At 70.6% G+C, this 20,160-nt stretch carries 19 protein-coding genes; 14 read left to right on the forward strand and 5 right to left on the reverse strand.

Features of this window, described 5'->3' with window-relative positions:
• The first annotated feature begins 16 nt into the window (after positions 1 to 16).
• The 6 genes from QO010_RS06420 to QO010_RS06445 all read left to right on the forward strand — a co-directional run bounded on the left by QO010_RS06420 (position 17) and on the right by QO010_RS06445 (position 6,208).
• Positions 17 to 430, forward strand: coding sequence for a PepSY domain-containing protein (locus tag QO010_RS06420; protein WP_307347492.1), 414 nt, complete (start codon positions 17 to 19; stop codon positions 428 to 430).
• A gap of 3 nt (positions 431 to 433) precedes the next feature.
• Entirely contained in the window at positions 434 to 1,114 is a 681-nt protein-coding gene (locus tag QO010_RS06425; protein WP_307347494.1) for a response regulator transcription factor, read from the forward strand.
• Positions 1,111 to 2,511, forward strand: a complete 1,401-nt coding sequence (locus QO010_RS06430) for a sensor histidine kinase (RefSeq protein WP_307347496.1) — start codon at positions 1,111 to 1,113, stop codon at positions 2,509 to 2,511. The genes QO010_RS06425 and QO010_RS06430 overlap by 4 nt, the downstream gene beginning before the upstream one ends.
• Before the next feature lie 101 nt (positions 2,512 to 2,612).
• The gene (locus tag QO010_RS06435; RefSeq protein ID WP_307347497.1) at positions 2,613 to 3,950 is read left to right on the forward strand and encodes a hypothetical protein; all 1,338 of its coding nucleotides are present in this window, start codon (positions 2,613 to 2,615) and stop codon (positions 3,948 to 3,950) included.
• Between the two features lie 246 nt (positions 3,951 to 4,196).
• A complete protein-coding gene (locus QO010_RS06440; RefSeq protein ID WP_307347498.1) occupies positions 4,197 to 5,258 on the forward strand; it encodes a sensor histidine kinase in 1,062 nt (353 codons plus the stop codon).
• Between the two features lie 5 nt (positions 5,259 to 5,263).
• The gene (locus QO010_RS06445; RefSeq protein ID WP_307347500.1) at positions 5,264 to 6,208 is read left to right on the forward strand and encodes an L-lactate dehydrogenase; all 945 of its coding nucleotides are present in this window, start codon (positions 5,264 to 5,266) and stop codon (positions 6,206 to 6,208) included.
• Here the strand turns inward: QO010_RS06445 and QO010_RS06450 are convergent.
• The 4 genes from QO010_RS06450 to QO010_RS06465 form a co-directional block, all read right to left on the reverse strand.
• Entirely contained in the window at positions 6,205 to 8,373 is a 2,169-nt protein-coding gene (locus tag QO010_RS06450) for a xanthine dehydrogenase family protein molybdopterin-binding subunit (protein WP_307347502.1), read from the reverse strand. The two genes, QO010_RS06445 and QO010_RS06450, sit on opposite strands and share 4 nt — an antisense overlap.
• Positions 8,370 to 9,323, reverse strand: coding sequence for an FAD binding domain-containing protein (locus tag QO010_RS06455; protein WP_307347503.1), 954 nt, complete (start codon positions 9,321 to 9,323; stop codon positions 8,370 to 8,372). The genes QO010_RS06450 and QO010_RS06455 overlap by 4 nt, the downstream gene beginning before the upstream one ends.
• The gene (locus QO010_RS06460; protein WP_307347504.1) at positions 9,320 to 9,790 is read right to left on the reverse strand and encodes a (2Fe-2S)-binding protein; all 471 of its coding nucleotides are present in this window, start codon (positions 9,788 to 9,790) and stop codon (positions 9,320 to 9,322) included. The genes QO010_RS06455 and QO010_RS06460 overlap by 4 nt, the downstream gene beginning before the upstream one ends.
• Positions 9,791 to 9,860: 70 nt before the next feature.
• The gene (locus tag QO010_RS06465) at positions 9,861 to 10,448 is read right to left on the reverse strand and encodes a TetR/AcrR family transcriptional regulator (RefSeq protein WP_307347505.1); all 588 of its coding nucleotides are present in this window, start codon (positions 10,446 to 10,448) and stop codon (positions 9,861 to 9,863) included.
• Positions 10,449 to 10,558: 110 nt separating this feature from the next.
• Between QO010_RS06465 and ccmI the strand changes: the two genes are divergently transcribed.
• From ccmI to QO010_RS06500, 7 genes are all read left to right on the forward strand, one after another.
• The gene (gene ccmI, locus QO010_RS06470) at positions 10,559 to 11,671 is read left to right on the forward strand and encodes a c-type cytochrome biogenesis protein CcmI (RefSeq protein ID WP_307347506.1); all 1,113 of its coding nucleotides are present in this window, start codon (positions 10,559 to 10,561) and stop codon (positions 11,669 to 11,671) included.
• Complete coding sequence (gene ccmE, locus QO010_RS06475; RefSeq protein ID WP_307347508.1) at positions 11,668 to 12,159, forward strand: cytochrome c maturation protein CcmE; 492 nt, start codon at positions 11,668 to 11,670, stop codon at positions 12,157 to 12,159. The genes ccmI and ccmE overlap by 4 nt, the downstream gene beginning before the upstream one ends.
• Before the next feature lies 1 nt (position 12,160).
• Positions 12,161 to 14,128, forward strand: a complete 1,968-nt coding sequence (locus tag QO010_RS06480; protein ID WP_307347511.1) for a heme lyase CcmF/NrfE family subunit — start codon at positions 12,161 to 12,163, stop codon at positions 14,126 to 14,128.
• Between the two features lie 199 nt (positions 14,129 to 14,327).
• Positions 14,328 to 14,843: a cytochrome c-type biogenesis protein gene (locus QO010_RS06485; protein ID WP_307347513.1), complete on the forward strand. Its 516-nt coding sequence runs from the start codon at positions 14,328 to 14,330 to the stop codon at positions 14,841 to 14,843.
• A gap of 75 nt (positions 14,844 to 14,918) precedes the next feature.
• The gene (locus tag QO010_RS06490; protein ID WP_307347515.1) at positions 14,919 to 16,475 is read left to right on the forward strand and encodes a Do family serine endopeptidase; all 1,557 of its coding nucleotides are present in this window, start codon (positions 14,919 to 14,921) and stop codon (positions 16,473 to 16,475) included.
• A 68-nt stretch (positions 16,476 to 16,543) separates the two neighbouring features.
• On the forward strand, positions 16,544 to 17,215 hold the full coding sequence (locus QO010_RS06495; RefSeq protein WP_307347517.1) for a response regulator transcription factor: 672 nt from the start codon (positions 16,544 to 16,546) through the stop codon (positions 17,213 to 17,215).
• 9 nt (positions 17,216 to 17,224) lie between these two features.
• Positions 17,225 to 18,637 (forward strand): sensor histidine kinase, encoded by a 1,413-nt coding sequence (locus QO010_RS06500; protein WP_307347519.1) that lies wholly within the window; start codon positions 17,225 to 17,227, stop codon positions 18,635 to 18,637.
• 13 nt (positions 18,638 to 18,650) lie between these two features.
• On the opposite strand, the gene QO010_RS06505 is transcribed toward QO010_RS06500, so the two are convergent.
• A complete protein-coding gene (locus tag QO010_RS06505; RefSeq protein WP_307347521.1) occupies positions 18,651 to 19,292 on the reverse strand; it encodes a TetR/AcrR family transcriptional regulator in 642 nt (213 codons plus the stop codon).
• A 68-nt stretch (positions 19,293 to 19,360) separates the two neighbouring features.
• Here QO010_RS06505 and QO010_RS06510 point away from each other — a divergent pair, with 68 nt between their 5' ends.
• Positions 19,361 to 20,134 (forward strand): sterol desaturase family protein, encoded by a 774-nt coding sequence (locus QO010_RS06510; RefSeq protein WP_307347523.1) that lies wholly within the window; start codon positions 19,361 to 19,363, stop codon positions 20,132 to 20,134.
• Positions 20,135 to 20,160: the final 26 nt, after the last annotated feature.

Raw genomic sequence — 20,160 nt, forward strand, 5'->3', positions numbered from 1 at the left:
CTCTAGGTAGGAGGGCATGAAGCGTCTCCTGGTCCCCATTGCCGTCCTGCTGCTCGGCGCCGCGATTCCCGCGGCCGCCCAGGCGCAGCGCGGCCCCAATGGCGGCTGTCCGCAGGGGCCGGCGGGCCGCGAATGCCGTGAGGCGCTGCGCGATCAGGGCACGGTGCGTGGCGGCGGCGGTCAGCGCCCCGGCGGCTGGCGGCCCGAGGCCGGCGAGCAGCGCGGCGGCCAGAGCCAGCGGATGGTGTCGCTGGAACAGGTGGTGGGGCGAATTGCCTCACGCACCCCCGGCCGGCTGCTGGACGCCGGAACCGAAAACCGCGGCGACCGGGTTGTCTACCGCGTGCGCTGGCAGGCCAACGACGGCCGGCGTATTGACTACATCGTGGACGCCTCGAGCGGACAGATCCTCAGCGCCAACGGAGAGTAACTCATGCGGGTTCTGCTGGTCGAAGACGATCCGGATCTGTCGCGCCAGCTGAAGCTGGCTCTGGGCGACGCCGGCTATGCCGTCGATCACGCCGCCGACGGCGAGGAGGCCCATTATCTGGGCGAGGCCGAGCCGTACGACGCCATCATCCTGGACCTGGGCCTGCCCAAGATCGACGGCGTGTCGGTCCTGGAGCGCTGGCGGCGCGAGAACATCGCCACCCCGGTGCTGATCCTCACCGCCCGCGGCGCCTGGAGCGAGAAGGTCGCCGGCTTCGACGCCGGGGCCGACGACTATCTGACCAAGCCCTTCCACACCGAGGAACTGCTGGCCCGTCTGCGCGCCCTGCTGCGCCGCTCGGCCGGCCATTCGGCCCCCAACCTGGTCTGCGGCGGCCTGCGCCTCGATCCCCGCGCGGCCCGGGCCAGCGTCAATGGCGAGCCGCTGCGGCTGACCTCGCTGGAATACCGCCTGCTGCACTACATGATCATGCATGGCGGGCGGGTGATCAGCCGCACCGAGCTGGTCGAGCACCTCTACGACCAGGACTTCGACCGCGACTCCAACACCATCGAGGTGTTCATCGGCCGGGTCCGCAAGAAGATCGGCCCTGACCGCATCGAGACGGTGCGGGGCCTCGGCTATCGGCTGGTGGCGCTCGAGGGCGAGGCGACCGAGTCGTGACATTCGGCGACATCCGCCGATCCTGGAGCCAATCCTCGCTGGTCGGCCGGCTGGTCCTGCTGGCCACCGGCTGGAGCCTGCTGGCGCTGATCATCACCGGCGTCCTCCTGACCACCTTCTTCCAGCAGGCGGCCCTGCGCCGGTTCGACCAGCCCGCGGACGAGGTCCTGGCCACCCTCAACAGCGGCGTCGTGGTCGAGGACGGCCAGGTCGTCGCCCCGCCCCTGATCGACGCCCGGGCCACCCGGGCCTATTCCGGCCGCTACTGGGCCCTGGCCGAACCGACCCCCAGCGGCGCGGCGCACACCCTGGTCAAGTCCCACTCGCTGTTCGACAAGGACCTGACGGTGCCCCGGGCCGCGCTGGCGCAGGCGGCCGCCAAGCCGGGGACCGTGATCCGCTACGACACCGTCGGCCCGCTGAACCAGCCGCTGCGCGCCTCGCTCATGCAGATCACCCTCAAGGCCGACCGGCCGGCGCCGGTGCTGCTGCTGGTCGCCGAGGATCGCACGCCCGTCGATCAGGAAGCCCGGCGGTTCGCCATCCGCACCGCCCTGGCGCTGATGATCCTGGGGGCGGGCGTGCTGGCGGCGGTGCTGGTTCAGGTGCGCATCGGCCTCAGCCCGCTGTTTACCCTGCGGCGTGAGGTCGCGGATGTGCGCAAGGGCAAGGCCGACCGCCTGGTCGGGACCTATCCATCCGAGCTGGCCCCGCTGGCCAACGAGCTCAACGCCCTGGTCGCCCACAACCAGGATGTGGTCGAGCGCCAGCGCACCCATGTCGGCAATCTGGCCCATGCCCTGAAGACCCCGCTGTCGGTGATGCTGACCGAGGCCCAGCAGCAGCCGGGCCAGCTGGCCCAGGTGGTCAGCCACCAGGCCGACCTGATGCGCGAACAGGTCGACCACCATCTGCGCCGGGCCAGGGCGGCGGCCCGGGCCCAGACCATGGGCGAGCGCACCCTGGTCGAACCGGTGCTGGACGAACTCTCCCGCACGCTGGAAAAGATCTTTCGCGACAAGGGCTTGGAGATCGACTGGGTCTGTCCCGACGACCTCTGCTTCCGGGGCGAGCGGCAGGATTTCCTCGAGATCGCCGGCAATGTGATGGAGAACGCAGGCAAGTTCTGCAAAGGCCGGGTCCGGGTCACCGCCCAGCCCGATGGCCCCGGCCGCTTCCGCCTGACGGTCGAGGACGACGGCTCTGGCCTGCCGCCCGACCGGCGCGGCGAGGTGCTCAAGCGCGGGGCCCGGCTCGATGAATCGGCCCCCGGTTCGGGCCTGGGCCTGGCCATCGTCGACGAACTGGCCCGGGCCTATGGCGGCGGTCTGGAGCTGGCGGAATCGGCCCTGGGTGGCCTGAAGGTCGTGCTTACTCTGCCGTCGGCGGAGAATTAGCGCCCCGACCCGACGCCGCCGGGAAACCCCGGTTTCGCAAAGCCTTAACCTTGTCGGACCCATTCTGGGCTGCCCCCAACGATGGGGCTGCGGACAGTGCAATGGCCGAATTAAGCGCAGCGAAGGTCGAGATCCTTCGTGACCTGGTGGCGATGGCGCCCGACGCCGTGGTCTTCATGCTTGAAGACCGCCTCTCCGACGACACCTCGAGCGATGGCGCCCTGGCCGCGGTCCGCGCCCTGGTCACCCATGAGGCCACCGACCGGCGGGTGCGCAATTCGGCCCTCTCGCCGGTGGCGGCGCTGTTCCGCCCGGCTGCCGCGGGCCAGCTGACCTTTCCCAGCCACGCCCTGCGGCTGATCTGGCGCGGCCTCAAGGCCGAGGCGCCCGACCAGGTCCGCGAGGCCGAGCTGTTCTGCCTGCGCTTCAATGACGACGAGGATCCGCCGCGGGTCTTCGACGACCTCTGCAAGACCGCCGCCGAGCAACTCGCGGCGGGCGAACAGACCGACTTTGCCGCCGCCGCCCAGGCCTGCGCGAAAGCCAATGACGAGGGCGTCGCGGCGCTGGTGGGCTGCCTGGAGCTGTCGCGCATCGTGCGGCCCGCCACCCGGCGCCTGGCCGACTGGGTGCGGCGCATGAATTCCGAGAGCACGGCCCTGGTGCGGCTCCACTACCGCGACGCCTGCGCCCTGGAGGCCGATGGCGGCATCCACTTCTTCGAGATGCTGGCCGCTCAGATGAGCGAGCCCTGGCAGATCCTGCGGATCATCTCGGCGGTGATGGACAAGCCGTCCGAGACCTATCTGGCCGCCTCCGAGATGGCCAGCTTCGCCGACCGGGTGTTCACCGACATCGACCAGCAGTTGACCATCATCCGCGGCTTCGACCTGGCCGGCGGCGAAGCGGCGGCCCGCAGCGTCGCCCAGGCCGTGCGCCGGGCCAGCAACCAGATCGCCGAGTTCGAGGACAGCGTCCGGATGGCCGGCGGCCCCTGGGCCCAGCGCCTGGCCAATCAGAAGAAGAGCCTGGCCCTGGCGGTCGAGTCCCGTCTCAAGGACGTCAGCAAGGTCGTCGACCTGGCCCTGCCGACCCAGTCGCTCCGCTACGGCGCCCGCATGGTCAAGGCCGCGCCCAAGCTGACCACCGATCCCGATCCCGTGCAGATCGCCCGGGCGCTCACCCTGCTCAACTTCGCCGACGGCGTCCGCGCCGAGGCCGACGGGGCCGGGTTCGGGGCGGTGCGCACCAAGGTCTTCGAGGCCCTGGAGTCGCGCATGGACACCTATGTCGAGGACCTGCTCGACCGCCTGCGCAGCGGCGACGGCGACCCGCCCGAACGTCTGCGGGCCTATCTGGAAGCGGCCGCCGAGATCGTCAGCGCCTCCCGCGACGAAAAGTCGGCCCAGATCGTCCGGCGACGCGCCGCGGCGGCGTAACTTCTTTCTCCTCCCCCGCTTCGCGGGGAGGAAAAAGGGTTTTCGCAACTCCAGGCCGCGCCAAGGGCCCGTTTAAACAAAAACGCGCGCTGCGCTGCGAAACTCTGCCGACTAGACGACATATTGTGTTATGTTCGCGACAGGCGGGCCGGCACCGTGAATCACCGCCGTGTTACTCTTTGATTGCTGCTCGACCGGGTACGGCTTTCGCATCGCGAGCCTCCGGCCATATATGAAGGGTCAGCCATGGCTGCCCGGCCACCTACACATCCCGACGTCTCGCTCAACCTGGCGCTTGCCGTGGTCGCCTCGTCATCGGCGCCGATCCTGCTGCTCGACGGCAACTTCGCCGTCGTCTCCGCCAGCGATTCCTTCTGCCGCACCTTCCAGTTGGCGGCCGACAAGGTGATTGGCCGGCGGATTTTCGCGCTGGGCGATGGCGAGTGGGATATCCGCCAGCTCCACTCGCTGCTCAGCGCCACGGCCTCGGGCGTCGCCAAGGTGGACGCCTACGAGATGGACCTGCAGCCGGCCGGCAAGCCCCTCCGCCGCCTGGTCCTCAACGCCCACAAGCTGGAATACGGCAACGCCGACCAGGTCAGGCTGCTGCTGACCGTCCTGGATGTCACCCAGGCGCGCATCGCCGAAAAGCTCAAGGACGACCTGCTGCGCGAGAAGGCCATCCTGTTGCAGGAGGTGCAGCATCGGGTCGCCAACAGCCTGCAGATCATTTCCAGCGTCATCCTGCAGAGCGCCAGGCGCGCCCGCTCGGAGGATGTCCGCGCCCACCTCCACGACGCGCATGACCGGGTAATGTCGGTCGCCGAGGTGCAGAAGCAGCTGGCGACCTCGACCCTGGGCGATGTGGAGCTCGGGCCCTATTTCAAACAGCTCTGCCAGAGCCTGGGCGCCTCGATGATCCGAGACCACAAGAAGATCTCCATCGAGGTCACGGCCGACGACAGCGCCGTCCCGGCGGATGTCTCGATCAGCCTGGGCCTGATCGTCACCGAGCTGGTGATCAATGCGCTCAAGCACGCCTTCCCGGGCGGGCGGGCGGGCAAGGTCACCGTCGACTACCATGCGCGCGGGCCGAACTGGACCCTTGCCGTCTCCGACAATGGCGTGGGCATGCCGGCCGATCCGAAGGCCACGCCTGGCCTGGGCTCCTCGATCGTCGAGGCCCTGGCCAGGCAGCTCAAGGGCGAGGTGCACAGCGCCCCGGCCAAACCCGGCACCACGGTCTCGATCGTCCACCGCCAGCTCGGGGTGGTCGAGGGCGCCGAACCCGTCGGCGAAGCCGTCTAGGACCGATGAACAGCCCGCAGCGGATCGCCATCATCGGCGCCGGCCATGTCGGCGCGGCCGCCGCCTATGCCCTGATGCTGCGGGGCCTGGTCGGCGAGATCGTGCTCATCGACAGCGATCCCGCCCTGGCCGAGGCCGAAGCGGCCGATCTGGCCGACGCCAACGCCATGGCCCGGCCGGTGCGCATCTGGGCCGGGTCCTATGAAGACGCCGCCGGCGCCCAGATCGCCGTCCTCGCGGCGGGGGCGGCCACGCATCAGTCGCAGTCCCGCCTGAGCGTGGCCTCCGCCAGCGCCGAGATCGTCGGCGGCTGCGTCAGCCGGCTGGCCGGCGCGGGCTTTGCCGGCATCCTGCTGGTGGCCGCCAATCCCGTCGACCTGATGAGCCTGATCGCCTTCCGCCAGGCCGGTCTGCCGGCCGCGCGGGTCATCGGGACCGGCACTCTGCTGGACAGCCGCCGCCTGGCCCAGCGCCTGGCCGACCGGCTGGATGTCGATCCACGCTCGATCGACTGCCATGTGCTGGGCGAGCATGGCGACAGCGAGGTCGCCGCCTTCTCGACCGCCCGGGTCGGCGGCCTGACCCTGGAGGCCTTCGCCGCTCCCGCCCCGATGACCGACCACCAGGCCCTGGCCGATCGGGTGCGCAAGGACGGCTACCGGATCATCGCCGGCAAGGGTTCGACCTCCTGGGGGATCGCCACCGCCATCGTGCGGATCTGCGAGGCCATCCTGCGGGACGAGCGGGCGGTGCTGCCGGTCTCCACCCTGCTGACCGGCCAGTTCGGGATCGACGGGCTGTATCTGAGCCTGCCCTGCGTGCTGGGCGCGTCGGGCGTGGAGCGGGTGCTGGAGCCGCCCCTGACCCGCCGCGAGACCATGGATCTGCAAGCCTCGGCGACGGCCTTGCGCAACGCTTTGCCGCTCGTGGGCGTCGCGAAGGCCAGCTAGGCCCCCAACACGTCCTCGATCCGGATCGGCAGCCGCCGCGCTCGCACGCCCACCGCATGATGGATGGCGTTGGCGATCGCCGCCTGCACCCCGGCCGTCCCCAGCATGCCGATTCCCTTCACCCCGCCCGGCAGGTGCGGGTCGTCCTGGTCGACCATGACGATGTCGAAGTCGGGCATGTCGGCGTGGGTGGGGATCAGGTAGTCGGCGAAGCCCTGGCCCAGGATGCGGCCCGAAGCGGCGTCGGTGACGGTCCGCTCGTGCAGCGCCATGCCGATGCCGCCGATCAGCCCGCCGACATACTGGCTGCGGGCCAGCAGCGGGTTGAGGATGCGGCCGGCGGCGAAGGCGGCGCAGACCCGGCGGACCCGGATCTCGCCCAGGTCTGGATCGACCCCCACCTCGACGAAGACCGCCCCATGGCCCATGCCGCTGAAGCTGGCGGTCTGCGGCGGTTCGAAGGCGGACTCGGTCTCCAGGCCGTCGGGCGCCTGGCGGGCCAGCAGCTCGGCCAGCGGCTCGGCGGCGTTGCCGGTCCGGCTGACGATGCGGCCCTCCTGGAAGCCGAGATCGGCCGGGTCCTGGCCGGCCAGGGGCGAGGCTTCATCGCCGACGGCCAGGGCGGCGAGGGCCTGGCGCAGCTCGGTCACCGCGGCGTCGACCGCCGGGAAGATGCTGGCGGTGACCATCGAGCCGGCCGAGACCGGGCCCTCCGGCAACAGGGTGTCGCCCAGTTCCACCGTGACGGCCGACATCGGCAGGCCCAGCGCCTCGCCGGCCACCTGGCCCAGGACGGTATAGGTGCCCGAGCCCATGTCCTGGGTGCCGCATTGCACGGTGAGCGAGGCGTCGGGCGCGAGCCTCAGCCGCGCCCGGGCGGCGGCGCGGTGGGCCGGATAGCAGGACGTCGCCACGCCCCAGCCGATCCGCCAGCGGCCCTCGCTCGTCGTGCCTGGCGCGGGCCGATCCGCCCAGCCGAACCGCTCGGCGCCCTGGCGGTAGCAGTCCAGCAGGCTGTTGCTCGACCAGGGCAGGTCGGCCTGCTGGTCGTGACCGGCGAAATTGCGGATGCGCAGTTCGATCGGGTCGATTCCCAGCGTCTGCGCCGCCTCGTCGAGGGCCGATTCCAGCGCGAACAGGCCCGGTGCGATCCCCGGCGCCCGCATCGGCACCGGCTGGGGCTCGTTGGTGCGCACCAGGCGGTGGGCCGTGGTGACATTCGGACAGGCATAGAGCCAGCGCGACACCCCCGCCGTGGGGTCGCTGTATTCGCCATGGGTGGAGGTCTGGCCCAGCACCTGGTGGTCGATGGCGCTCAGCCGGCCGTCGGCGTCGAAGCCCAGGGCCAGCTCCTGCCGGGTCTCCTGGCGACGGCCGGCCAGGGTGAACAGCTGGGCGCGGGTCAGTTCCAGCCGCACCGGGCGGCCGGTGCGGCGCGAGGCCAGCATGGCCTGGAACATCCAGGGCCACCACAGCTGGCCCTTGCAGCCAAAGCCGCCGCCCAGATGGCGGCAGACCACCCGCACGGTTTCGAGCGGGATCTGGAAGGCGTGGGCGATGGCCGAGCGGGTGGCGAACACCGCCTGGGTGCTGGTGTGGACGATGGCCTGCTCGCCCTCCCACCAGCAGACCACGGCATGCGGCTCCATCGGGTGATGGTTGTTGACCGCCGTCTCATAGTGGCCGCGCACGACCAGGGCGGCGCGCGCCAGGGCCTGGGCGGCGTCGCCGCGCTGGGTCTCGGCCGGGACCCGCCCGGCCAGGGCCGGCCCATAGGCCCAGTCCAGCGCCTGATCCAGATGGGTGATGGCCAGGTCCGCCCGGGCCTCGATGCGCACCGACGCCGCCGCCGTCCGGGCGGCCTGCAGGCTGTCGGCGGCGACCAGGGCGACCGGCTGGCCGGGGAAGTGGATGACCGGCTGGCGGATCAGGGCGGTCACCCCGAAGGCGCGAAGCTCTTGCGCCTCGGCATAGGTGATCAGGTCGGCGAAACCGGGGACAACCCGCGCGGCCTCGCCATCGACGGCGAGGATTTCGCCGCAACCGATCGGCGCCTCGACCAGCACGGCGTGCAGCAGGTTTTCCACCGGTGTTTCGGCGGGGAAGACGGCCTGGCCGGCGACCTTGAGCGCGGCCTCCCAGCGTTCCGGAGCCTCGGCGATCATGCGGCGCCTCCCACGGTTTCCAGCGCCCGGACCACGGCCCGGCGCAGCAGTTCGATCTTGAAGCCGTTGTCGGCCAGGGGCTGGGCGCCCTCGATGGCCAGGGCGCCCGCCTCGGCGAAGCTGGCGCCATTGGTCAGCGCCGCCTCGGCCGCCCTCAGCCGCCAGGGCCTGGGCGCGACGCCGCCGGCGGCCAGCCGGGCCTGGACGATCCGGCCGTCCTCGACGCGCAGGGCGGCGGCGACCGAGACGACGGCGAACTCGAACGAGGCGCGGTCGCGGACCTTCAGATAGGTCGAGCGGCCGGCGAAGGCGGGCACGATGACGCTGGCGATCAGCTCTCCCGGCGCCAGGTTGGCATCCTGCTCGGGCGTATCGCCGGGCAGGCGGTAGAGCTCGTCCAGGCCAAGGCGCCGCGTCCCGCCCGGCCCGATGATCTCGACCTCGGCGTCCAGGGCCGCCAGGGCGACGGCCAGGTCCGAGGGGTGGGTCGCCACGCAGGCCTGGCTGGTCCCGAACAGGGCGGCCTGGCGGTTCTCGCCGGCCAGGGCGCCGCAGCCCGAGCCGGGGCTGCGCTTGTTGCAGGCCAGGTCGTGGCTGCGGAAATAGACGCAGCGGGTGCGCTGCAGCAGGTTGCCGCCGACGGTCGCCATGTTGCGGATCTGGCCGCTGGCGCTGGCGGCGATGGCTTCGACGATCAGCGGATGGACCGCCGGGTGTGCCGCCACCTCGGCGAGCCGCGCCAGGGCGCCCAGCGTCAGCACGCCATCGGCGGCCGTGATGTCCTTCAGCGGGAGGCGCGAAATGTCGATGACCTGGCCGGGCGACTGAACCCCGGCCTTCCAGAGCTGCAGCAGGTCGGTGCCGCCGGCCAGGAAAGCAGCTCCGGGCGCCGCGCCCAGCCGCAGCGCCTCGGCCACATCGCCGGCCCGGGCGTATTGGAAGTCGCTCATAGCCCGGCCACCTCGGCGATGGCCGCGACGATGTTCGGATGCGCCCCGCAGCGGCAGAGGTTGCCGCTCATCGCCTCGCGGATCGTCTCCAGGTCGGCCGGATGCTCGTCCAGCACCGCCAGGCCCGACATGATCTGGCCCGGGGTGCAGTAGCCGCACTGCAGGGCGTCGTGGCGCGCGAAGGCTTCCTGCAGCGGATGCGGCGCCTCCAGCGCGCCGATCCCCTCGATGGTGGTGATCGCCGCGCCGTCATAGGAGGCCGCCAGGGCCAGGCAGGCCTTGATCCGCCGCCCATCGGCCAGGATCGTGCAGGCCCCGCACGCCCCCATGTCGCAGCCCTTCTTGGTCCCGGTCAGGCCCAGTTGGTCGCGGATCAGGTCGAGCAGGGTGTCGGTCGGCGCCACCGTCAGGGCGCGGGCGGCGCCGTTGAGGGTGAGCGCAAGCGCAATGCGGCCGGGATCGGGCATGGCGGCTCCAGAGCTGTGAGGATGTGATCCTCCAAGCTTACGCCCGATATCTAATTTGACAAGTGGTAAGTTATTTCGGCGCCAGCCGGGCTCCAAGCTCCGTCAGGAAGGCCGCCCAGTCGGCCTGGAACCGCGGGTCCTCCGGCGAGCGGTCGGTGATCATCCGGGTCACCTGTCCGAAGGCCAGCGGGTAGATGGCCAGGGCGTAGATGGCCAGCTGCAGCAGGGCCGGGTCCAGGTCGGCGGGCAGCTCGCCGCCCGCCTGGCGCTGCGCGATCAGGGCGGCCTGGCGGGCGATGGCCTCGCGGCGGACGTCCTCGGCGACGATGCGGCCCGACTCGGGATGCTCGGCCGCCTCCCAGGTCAGGAACCGCATCCAGACGGGATCATGGGCGGCGGCCTCGAAGCGATGGCGGAAGAGGGCGCCCGGACCCTCGCCTGGCGAGGCGGCCCTGTGCTGGCGATACTTGCTCTCCAGCGTCGCCTCGAACAGCGCCTCCTTGCCGGAAAAGTAGTGATAGATCAGCTGCTTGGCGATCCCCGCCCGCCGGGCGATGGCCTCGATCCGCGCGCCCGCCAGCCCGTGCGCCGCGAACTCCTCGCGAGCCGCGGCCATGATCTTCGCCCGGGTGCGTTCAGCGTCGCGTCGCTCGCCCATGGGCTTTCGTAGCAGGGGCGGGGCGGCGGGCGAAGCGCCAAGACGGCCGCGCCCCCGCGGTTTGATCTGCCCCATAGTTTTCGCCCCGCAAACCCGCTAATCCCGCTCCCATGTTGCTCTTCTGGATCGCCGCAGCGGTGTTGTCCGCGGCCGCCGCCGGGCTGGTCCTGGCGCGGGCGCGGCGTGTGGCGTCGGCGGAGGTGGCCGACCCGGCGCTGGCGGTGCATCGGCGGCATCTGGCCGAGCTGGATGACCTCACCGAACGCGGCCTGCTGGGCGAGGACGAGGGCAAGCAGGCGCGGGCCGAAGCCGGGCGGCGGCTGCTGGCGGCGGCCGAGGGCGCCCGGCCGGCCCCTAAGGCGGTGACCCCGGCCGAGCGGCGGCTGATCCTGGTGCTGGCGGCCCTGGCCCCGGCCCTGACCCTTGCCCTCTATATCGCGCTGGGCCGGCCGGACATGCCCGACCAGCCGTTCATGGCCCGCATCAAGGCCTGGAGCGCCGAGCCGCTCGAAACGCTGGCCCAGGACCCGGCGCGGTTCGGGGCGGTCATGGACGTGCTCAACCGCAAGAATCCCAACAATCCCCTGATCATGCGCAACCTTGCCGAGGCGCAGATCGGCCAGAACCAGCCGGTGCTGGCCGAAGACACCCTGCGCAAGGCCATCATCATCGAGCCCAGGAACACCCAGCTGTGGCTGTCCCTGGCCAGAGCCCGCATGTCCCGGGCCCAGGACGAGTTCGCCCCGGACGCTCTCGTCGCGCTGCGCCAGGTTCTGGACATCGATCCCAAGGACCCGGAGGCCCGCTACCGGCTGGCCCGCGCCCGCATTAACGGCGGCGACCTGGCCGGCGGGCTGGCCGACCTGCGGGCCCTGCAGCAGGACCTGCCGCCGGGCCGCGACCGTGTGGGCCTGACCCAGGAGATCGCCGAGATCGAAAAGGCCGGCGGCATTCCCAAGCCGCCACCGCCCGGCGCCGCGCCGCCTGAGGGTCAGCAGCAGATGATCGCCGGCATGGTCGATCGCCTGGCCGCCCGGCTGGCCGCCAATCCCGACGATCCGGACGGCTGGGTGATGCTGGTGCGGGCCTATACCGTGCAGGGCGCGACCGCCAAGCGCGATGCGGCGTTGGCTGACGCCCGCAAGCGCTACGCGGGCAATCCGCAGGTTCTGAAGAAGCTGACTGACGCCCTTACCGCACCCGTGGAGGGGGCCCCCCAATGAGATTTTGGCCGAAATCCCGCAAGGCCCGCCAGCGGCTGACCATCCTGCTGGCCGTGGCCCCGGTGCTGGCCCTGGCGGCCGGGCTGACCCTGTTCGGCCTGCGCGACAGCATCAGCTTCTTCTACACCCCGGCCCAGGCGGCGGAGGCCCATGTGCCGCCCGGCCGCGCCGTGCAGCTGGGCGGGCTGGTCGAGATGGGCAGCGTGCGCAAGTTCCCCGATGGCGGGGTCAGCTTCCGGGTCACCGACCGCAAGGCCAGCGCGCCGGTCCTCTATCGCGGCGACCTGCCCGACCTGTTCCGCGAGGGACAGGGGGTGGTGGCCGAGGGCAGCTTCAACAGCCAGGGCCAGTTCATCGCCAAGCGGGTGCTGGCCAAGCACGACGAGCGCTACATGCCCCGCGACGTCGCCAAGGCGCTGAAGGCCCAGGGCGAGTGGCGAGGCGACGGCGCCGCGCCTCCGGCCTATTCAGCGCCGAGTTCAAAATAACATGTTCGCTGAACTTGGCGCCTTCTCGGTGATGCTGGCCCTGGTGCTGGCGGTTTTGCAGACCGGCTTCTCGTTCGGCGGGACCAAACGCCAGGGCCTGGCCGGGGCGGGGGAGGGGGCGGCGATCGGCAGCTTCCTGGCCACGGCCCTGTCGTTCGGCCTCTTGATCCACGCCTTCATCGTCAGCGACTTCTCGGTCGCCAACGTGGCCAATAACAGCCACACGGCCAAGCCGCTGCTCTACAAGATCGCCGGGGCCTGGGGCAGCCATGAGGGCTCGATCCTGCTCTGGTGCCTGGCCCTGACCGGCTATGGCGCGGCCGTGGCGGTGTTCGGCAAGGGCCTGCCGCACAGCCTGAAGAGCCGGGTGCTGGGCGTGCAGGGCGCGCTGGGCGTGCTCTTCCTGGCCTATACCGTTTTCGCCTCCAGCCCGTTCGCCCGGCTGGTCGATGCGCCGGTGGAGGGGGCCTCGCTCAACCCGCTGCTGCAGGACCCGGCGCTCGCCGTCCACCCGCCCTTCCTCTACGCCGGCTATGTCGGGTTTTCGGTGGTGTTCTCCTTCGCCTTGGCCGGGCTGATGGAGGGCCGTATCGACGCGGCCTGGGCCCGCTGGGTGCGGCCCTGGACCCTGGCCGCCTGGACCCTGCTGACCGTGGGCATCACGCTCGGCTCCTTCTGGGCCTATTACGAACTGGGCTGGGGCGGCTGGTGGTTCTGGGACCCGGTCGAGAACGCCTCCTTCATGCCCTGGCTGGCTGGCGCCGCCCTGCTGCATTCGGCCATGGTCACCGAGAAGCGCGGGGCGCTGGGCGGCTGGACGGTGTTCCTGGCCCTGCTGGCCTTCACCTTCTCGATGCTGGGGGCCTTCCTGGTGCGCTCGGGGGTGCTGACCTCGGTCCATGCCTTCGCGGTCGACCCCAGGCGGGGCGTGCTGCTGCTGACCATCATGACCCTGGCGGCGGGCAGCGGCTTTGGCCTCTTCGCCTGGCGGGCCCCCAATCTGGCCAAGGGTGGCGTCTTCGCCCCGATCAGCCGCGAGAGCGCCATGGTGCTCAACAACATCCTGCTCACCGCCGCCACCGCCACGGTGCTGTTCGGCACCCTGTTTCCGCTGATCAGCGAGGCGATGGGCGGCACGGCGGGGGTGGGCATGCCCTATTTCAACATCACCTTCGTGCCGCTGATGGCGCTGACCGCCCTGGTGCTGCCGTTCGGGCCGCTGCTGGCCTGGAAGCGCGGCGATGTGCTAGGCGCCCTGCAGCGGCTGTGGATCGCGGCGGTCATCGCCGCCGTGCTGGCCGTAGCGGCGCTGGCCCTCGTGCAACCGCGCCACGCCCTGGCCTGCATCGGCCTGGCGCTGGGCGGTTGGCTGATCCTGGGGGCCCTGGCCGAGCTGGCCGAGCGCACCCGGGCCTTCCGCGCGCCGGGGCCGGAGGTCCTGCGCCGCCTGACCGGCCTGCCGCGCGGGGCCTGGGGCATGACTCTGGCCCATATGGGCCTGGGGGTGTTCGCGCTGGGCGCCACCTTCGAGACCGCCTGGAAGCTGGAAGCGGCCGAGGTGCTGGGCCAGGGCCGCAGCCTCGACTTCGGCGCCTATCACCTGACCCTGGACAGCGTCGGCGGCGCCGAGGGGCCCAACTACCTGGCCGAGCGCGGCGTGATGACCGTGACGCGCGGCGGGAGGGTGGTCTGCCGGGGCGAGCCGGAGCGGCGCTTCTACCCGACCGGCGGCCAGACCACCTCGGAAGTGGCGATCTGCGCCCGGGGCCTGGACCAGATCTACCTGGTGCTGGGCGAGCGCCGCGCCGACGCCAAGGGCGAACCGGTCTGGCTGGTGCGGGCCTACTACAACCCGTGGGTCCAGCTGATCTTCCTGGGGCCGCTGCTGATGGCGCTGGGCGGGCTGATGTCGCTGTCGGACCGGCGGCTGAGGCTGGCGGTGGGGCGGCGGCGGGAGGTGGCGGCGTGAGGCTTGGCTACCGATATTCCTCGCCCATTGGGCGAGGTGGCGGCGAAGCCGACGGAGTGGGCCGTGGTCCGCACGGGGTTTCAGAACGAGGCGTCGCCGAAGTGGGTCTTCCTTCGCTTGTGTGCGGTCGGAAGGGCCCACTCCACCACTTCGTGGTCCCCCTCGCCCAACGGGCGAGGAATTCGAGGGGGCTGTCACTGTGAAACGGCTACCCCAACTCTTCGCCGCTCTCTTCGCAACTCTGTCCCTGGCCGCCGCCTCCGACCCCGCCGAACGCCTGCCCGATCCGGCCCAGGAGGCCCGCGCCCGGCATCTGTTCCAGGAGATCCGCTGCCTGGTCTGCCAGAACGAGTCGATCGACGATTCCGAGGCGGATCTCGCCCACGACCTGCGGCAGATCGTCCGCGAGCAGATCAGGGCCGGCCGCACCGACCGCGAGATCCGCGACTTCCTGGTCGCCCGCTACGGCCAGTTCGTGCTGCTCAAGCCGCCGTTCACGGGCGGCAATCTGGCCCTGTGGCTGGGGCCGTTCGCCGTGCTGCTGCTGGGGGGCGGGCTGCTGGTCCTGAGGGTGCGGCGTCAGAGCGTCGTCGATCCGCTCAGCGCCGAGGAGGAACAGCGGCTGGCGGCCTTGCTGGCGGGCGCGCCTGATGACACGTTTGCGCCTGAAAGGCGCCCCAAAGAAAAGCCCGCCGATGACGGAAAGGTAACTTGAGGAGTGTTGCTGTTCTTGGCATCGCCCTTAAGTCTCATATTCACCCGGCCATGACCGGGGAGAGGAACTGATAGAATGCCTGCCAGAAAGACCGGATTTCTTGTTGGCGCCGTGGCCGGGATCGGCGTCGCCGCCGCCGCCATGGCCGGCATGGGCCTGCGGGCCAGCCAGGCCGCCGACCAGCCGGGCCTCACGCGCGCCGCCAATACCTCGGTGATGTTCGCGCCCCCGCCGGGTTCGCCGAAGTCCTTCGCCGACATCTTCGAGGAAGTCTCGCCGGCCGTGGTGTCGATCGAAGTCACCTCCAAGGTCGACGCCCGCACTCTGCGCCAGATCCCCGGCCTGCCGTTCGGCCTGGTCCCTCCAGGCGGTGGCGGTGACGACAACGGCGGCGCCGACGAGGGCGGCCCCACGCCGCCGGACGGGGCCCGGGCGCCCAAGCAGCAGTCCCAGGGTTCCGGTTTCTTCATTTCAGCTGACGGCTACATCGTCACCAACAACCACGTTGTCGAAGGCGCCGACGACATCAAGGTGATCATGAAGGACGGCCGCGAGCTCAAGGCTACCCTGGTCGGCCGCGACGAGAACACCGACATCGCCGTGGTCAAGGTCGAGGGCTCCAACTTCCCGTTCGTCAGCTTCGAGAACTCGGCCAAGCCGCGGGTCGGCGACTGGGTGATCGCGGTGGGCAACCCCTTTGGCCTGGGCGGCACCGCCACGGCCGGCATCGTCTCGTCCTATGGCCGTGACATCGGCGACCAGTTCGTCGACTACATCCAGATCGACGCCCCCATCAACCGCGGCAACAGCGGCGGCCCGACCTTCGACATCTACGGCCGGGTGATCGGGGTGAACTCGGCGATCTTCTCGCCGTCGGGCGGCTCGGTCGGCATCGGCTTCGCCATCCCCGCCGACATCGCCGACAGCATCTCCAAGCAGCTGATTTCGGGCGGCAAGATCCAGCGCGGCTACATGGGCGCGACCATCCAGACCCTGAGCGACGAGATCGCCGAGGCCCGCGGCCTGAAGGGCCAGAAGGGCGCCCTGGTCTCCAGCCTGGCCCCCGGCGGCCCGGCCGAGAAGGCGGGCCTGCGCCCCTATGACGTGATCCTGTCGATCAACGGCGTTCCCGTCGCCTCCAACACCGCCCTGACCCGAGAAGTGGCCAAGGTCGCGGTCGGCGGGAAAATTCACCTGGAGATCATGCGCGACGACCAGAAGAAGACCATCGACATCGTTTCCGGCCGGCGTCCCTCCGAGCAAGAACTGATCGCCGCCGCCAGCGGTTCGGGTGGCCCTGACGCCCGTCCGGTCAATCCGACCGCGCCGCCGACCGTCAAGCCCGTCCAGGGCATGGTGCTGCAGCCGCTCGACCCGGCCATCCGCGGCGCCCTGAAGCTGGATCCCAACACCAAGGGCGTCATCGTCCAGAGCGTGCGCGGCGACTCCGACGCGGCCGACAAGGGCCTGCAGAAGGGTGACGTGATCACCTCGGTCAACAACCGGCCGGTGACCAACTCCACCGAGGTCGCCGCCAACGTCGAGGCGGCCAAGAAGGCCGGGCGGTCGAACGTGCTGCTGGGCTTCATGCGCGGCGGCCAGTCCGGCTACCTGCCGCTCAAGATCGAGTAGACTTAAGCAAACCCCGGACGCGCGAATCGCCGCGCGTCCGGGGATGGCCTTTGGGGGGCCTTTGAACGATGCGTATCCTTATCATCGAGGACGATCTCGAAGCCGCCGAGGCGATGCGCCGGGGCATGACCGAGGCCGGCTACGAATGTGTCCACGCTCCCGACGGAGTCGACGGCCTGGCCGCGGCCCAGAAGGGCGGCTACGACGTGCTGATCGTCGACCGGATGATGCCCCGCATGGACGGGGTCACCGTGGTCGAAACCCTGCGGCGCGAGGGTGACGCCACCCCGGTGCTGTTCCTCTCGGCCCTGGGCGAAATCCACGACCGGGTGGTGGGCCTCAAGGCCGGCGGCGACGACTATCTGGTCAAGCCCTACGCCTTCCCCGAGCTGATGGCCCGGGTCGAGGCCCTGTCGCGCCGCCGCGAAACCGGCGCCGTGGCCACGACCCTCAAGGTCGGTGATCTCGAGATGAACCTGATCGCCCGCACGGTGCATCGGGCCGGGGCCGAGATCGACCTGCAGCCACGCGAGTTCCAGCTGCTGGAATTCATGATGCGCCATGCCGGCCAGTCGGTGACCCGCACCATGCTGCTGGAGAAGGTCTGGGAATATCATTTCGATCCGCAGACCAACGTCATCGACGTCCATATCTCGCGGCTGCGGTCCAAGATCGACAAGGGCTTCGACCGCCCGATGCTGCAGACCGTCCGGGGCGCGGGCTACCGCCTCGACCCCTAGGTTTGTTGCATGCGCCTGCCGCGCACTTTCCGCACCACGCCGTTTCGGCTGACGCTGCTGTTCCTGGCCCTGTTCGCGGCCGCGGCCAGCGCCTTCCTGGCCTATATCTATATCGCCACCGCCGGCGAGGTGACGCGGCGCGCCGACGAGGAGATCACCCGCGAGATGAACTCGCTGGAGGCCGCCTATCGCCAGGGCGGGGTCGATGCGCTGAACCAGACCCTGATCGACCGGGCGGCGGGCGAGCGACCGTTCCTCTACCTGCTCAAGGACGCCAAGGGCAAGAAGATCACCGGCTCGCTGGCCGCCTCGCCGATCGACGAGGAGGACGCGGACAGCGAGGGCGAACGCTGGGCCAGTTTCAAGCTGACCGAGACCGACATGGACGGCGCCATCGTCAAGCGCCCGGCCCGCGGCGTGCAGGAGCGGTTGCCGGGTGGCGAGACCCTGTTCGTCGGGGCCGATGTCGGCGACAGCGAGGCCTTCGTGGTTGGCATCGCCCGGGCGCTGTGGGGGGCCGGGGCGCTGGTGATCATCCTGGGCCTGGCCGGCGGGGTGCTGGTCAGCCGCAATGTCAGCCGCCAGATGACCGGCCTCAACGATGTGGTCAGCGCCGTGCGCAGCGGCGACCTCAGGACCCGGGCCAAGATCCGCGGAGCCCGCGACGAGTATGACGAGCTGGCCGAGGGCCTCAACGACATGCTCGACCGCCTGGAGCGCTCGATGGGCGGCCTGCGCCACGCCGGCGACGCCATCGCCCACGACCTGCGCTCGCCGCTGACCCGCCTGCGGGCGCGGCTCGAGGCGGCGCTGATCGAGGTCGAGGCCGGCAAGGGCGATCCGACCAAGGCCCTGATCCAGGCCCTGGAGGACGCCGACGGGGTGCTCAAGACCTTCAACGCCGTGCTGGCCATCGCCCGCCTGCAGGCCGCCGGCCAGGCCCCCGACCAGTCGGCCTTCGACCCCGGCGAACTGGCCGCCGATATCAGCGAGCTCTACGAGCCGCTCTGCGAGGAGAAGAACCTCGACTTCAAGGCCGAGCTGGTGCCCCAGCTCACCGTCAAGGGCAACCGCGAGTTCGTCGCCCAGGCTCTGGCCAACATCCTCGACAACGCGGTGAAATACACCCCGACCGGCGGGGCGGTGATGCTGCGGGTGCGCCGCCGCAGCTCCGGCGAGGTCGAGTTCTCGGTCACCGACACCGGCCCGGGCGTCCCCCTCGAAGACCGCCTCCGCGTCGTGCAGCGCTTCGTGCGCCTGGAAAACAGCCGCAACGAGCCCGGCTCGGGCCTGGGCCTTTCCCTGGTCGCCGCCGTCGCCGAGGCGCATGGCGGGCGGCTGGAACTGGACGAGGGGCCGGGCAGCTTCGACGGCCAGGGCACAGGCCTGCGGGTCGCGTTCGTGATGCCGCGGTTCGAGTAAGGGCAGTCCCCGGCTAGCGGCGCCGCGCCGTCACCCCGTCCAGCAGGATGTTCAATCCCAGTTCGAAGGTCGCGTCCCGCTCGCCCGGCGCGAACCAGCGGCCCGCCGCCGCCACGTTGGGATAGTCGCGGGCAACCTCCTCGTTGGAGGGCGGGTTGAGGGCCGAGGGGCCCTTGGCGTAGCCGGAGGTTTCGTCCAGCGCGCCGCCGATGATGTAGTAGCCGAAACCCCGGAACAGCCGCACGGCGTCTTCCTCCGACAGCCCCGCCTCGCGGAACGCCGCCAGCGCACCGTCCAGCCAGCGCAGCCCCGCCGGCGTGTTCATCCGGTGCGTGGCCATGTAGCGGAAGAAGACCGGGTGGCGGTGGGCCATGGCCCGGAAGTCCTGGGCCATCCGCGTGAGGCGTTCACGCCAGGGGGCGGGCGGTTGAGGGGCGGGCAGGTCGCTCACCACCCGGTCCACCAGGGCGTCCAGCAGGTGCGCCTTGCTGGGGAAGTGGTGGTAGATGCTCATCGCCTCGCAGCCCAGCATCTGGGCCAGCTTGCGGGTGCTGAAGGCCTCCAGGCCATCCTGCTCGATCAGCTGCAGCGCCGCCGACTCGATGCCGTCGCGGGTGAGGGAAGCGCGGGGTTTCTTGGTGGCTGGAGCTTGCATTCTTACGACGTAAGGTCTATCGCTTTATCGACCTTACGCCGTAAGCCCGGGCAAGCCAAGGAGTCGCCATGTCCGCCGTCGATATCATGACCCTGCTGGTCCCGGTCACCTACCTGGCGTTCCTGGGTCTGGAGGCGCTGGCGCCGGCCCGGAAATTCCCGCCGGCCAGGGGCTGGCGGTGGCTGGGCGTGGGCTTTCTGATCCTCAACGGCCTGGTCCAGGTCGTCACGCCGCTGCTGATCCCGGCCCAATGGCTGGCGCGGCATCGGCTGCTGGACCTGACCGGACTGGGCGTCGGCTGGGGCGCGGTAGTCGGCTACGGGGTGCTGTCGTTCGTCAGCTATGTCTGGCACCGCTCGGCCCACCATTTCCCGCTGATGTGGCGCAGCTTTCACCAGATCCACCACAGCCCCCAGCGGGTCGACATGTCCGGCTCGCAGCTGTTCCACCCGCTGGAGATGCTGGTTTTCGCGGCGATGGGGGTGGCGATCACCACCTTGGTCCTGGGCCTGGACCCGCTGGCCGCGGCGGTCACCGGCTATGTCGCCGCCTTCTACGGCATGTTCCAGCACCTGAACCTGAAGACCCCGCAATGGCTGGGCGTCATCATCCAGCGGCCCGAGGCCCACTGCCTGCACCATGGCCGGGGGGTGCATGCCTGGAACTACGCCGACCTGCCGGTCTGGGACATGATCTTCGGCTCCTGGCGCAATCCCAAGGCCTTTGAGGGCGAGGTCGGGTTCGACGCCCCGGCCGACCGGCGGCTCGGCGCGATGCTGGCCTTCGCGGATGTGAACGCGCCGATCAACGGGCCGGGGAGTTTGGGGCGGGCGAAGACCTAGCATCCGACGCGATAGGGGGGCATCAA

This window comes from Caulobacter ginsengisoli (assembly GCF_030814835.1).
Lineage (GTDB): Bacteria > Pseudomonadota > Alphaproteobacteria > Caulobacterales > Caulobacteraceae > Caulobacter > Caulobacter ginsengisoli.

Bases quoted from the DNA above. Each gene is read 5' to 3' on its own strand.
- QO010_RS06420 (WP_307347492.1), top strand. From the start codon at position 17: ATGAAGCGTCTCCTGGTCCCCATTGCCGTCCTGCTGCTCGGCGCCGCG.
- QO010_RS06425 (WP_307347494.1), top strand. From the start codon at position 434: ATGCGGGTTCTGCTGGTCGAAGACGATCCGGATCTGTCGCGCCAGCTG.
- QO010_RS06435 (WP_307347497.1), top strand. From the start codon at position 2,613: ATGGCCGAATTAAGCGCAGCGAAGGTCGAGATCCTTCGTGACCTGGTG.
- QO010_RS06440 (WP_307347498.1), top strand. From the start codon at position 4,197: ATGGCTGCCCGGCCACCTACACATCCCGACGTCTCGCTCAACCTGGCG.
- QO010_RS06445 (WP_307347500.1), top strand. From the start codon at position 5,264: ATGAACAGCCCGCAGCGGATCGCCATCATCGGCGCCGGCCATGTCGGC.
- QO010_RS06450 (WP_307347502.1), bottom strand. From the start codon at position 8,373: ATGATCGCCGAGGCTCCGGAACGCTGGGAGGCCGCGCTCAAGGTCGCC.
- QO010_RS06455 (WP_307347503.1), bottom strand. From the start codon at position 9,323: ATGAGCGACTTCCAATACGCCCGGGCCGGCGATGTGGCCGAGGCGCTG.
- QO010_RS06460 (WP_307347504.1), bottom strand. From the start codon at position 9,790: ATGCCCGATCCCGGCCGCATTGCGCTTGCGCTCACCCTCAACGGCGCC.
- QO010_RS06465 (WP_307347505.1), bottom strand. From the start codon at position 10,448: ATGGGCGAGCGACGCGACGCTGAACGCACCCGGGCGAAGATCATGGCC.
- ccmI (WP_307347506.1), top strand. From the start codon at position 10,559: ATGTTGCTCTTCTGGATCGCCGCAGCGGTGTTGTCCGCGGCCGCCGCC.
- ccmE (WP_307347508.1), top strand. From the start codon at position 11,668: ATGAGATTTTGGCCGAAATCCCGCAAGGCCCGCCAGCGGCTGACCATC.
- QO010_RS06480 (WP_307347511.1), top strand. From the start codon at position 12,161: ATGTTCGCTGAACTTGGCGCCTTCTCGGTGATGCTGGCCCTGGTGCTG.
- QO010_RS06490 (WP_307347515.1), top strand. From the start codon at position 14,919: ATGCCTGCCAGAAAGACCGGATTTCTTGTTGGCGCCGTGGCCGGGATC.
- QO010_RS06495 (WP_307347517.1), top strand. From the start codon at position 16,544: ATGCGTATCCTTATCATCGAGGACGATCTCGAAGCCGCCGAGGCGATG.
- QO010_RS06500 (WP_307347519.1), top strand. From the start codon at position 17,225: ATGCGCCTGCCGCGCACTTTCCGCACCACGCCGTTTCGGCTGACGCTG.
- QO010_RS06505 (WP_307347521.1), bottom strand. From the start codon at position 19,292: ATGCAAGCTCCAGCCACCAAGAAACCCCGCGCTTCCCTCACCCGCGAC.
- QO010_RS06510 (WP_307347523.1), top strand. From the start codon at position 19,361: ATGTCCGCCGTCGATATCATGACCCTGCTGGTCCCGGTCACCTACCTG.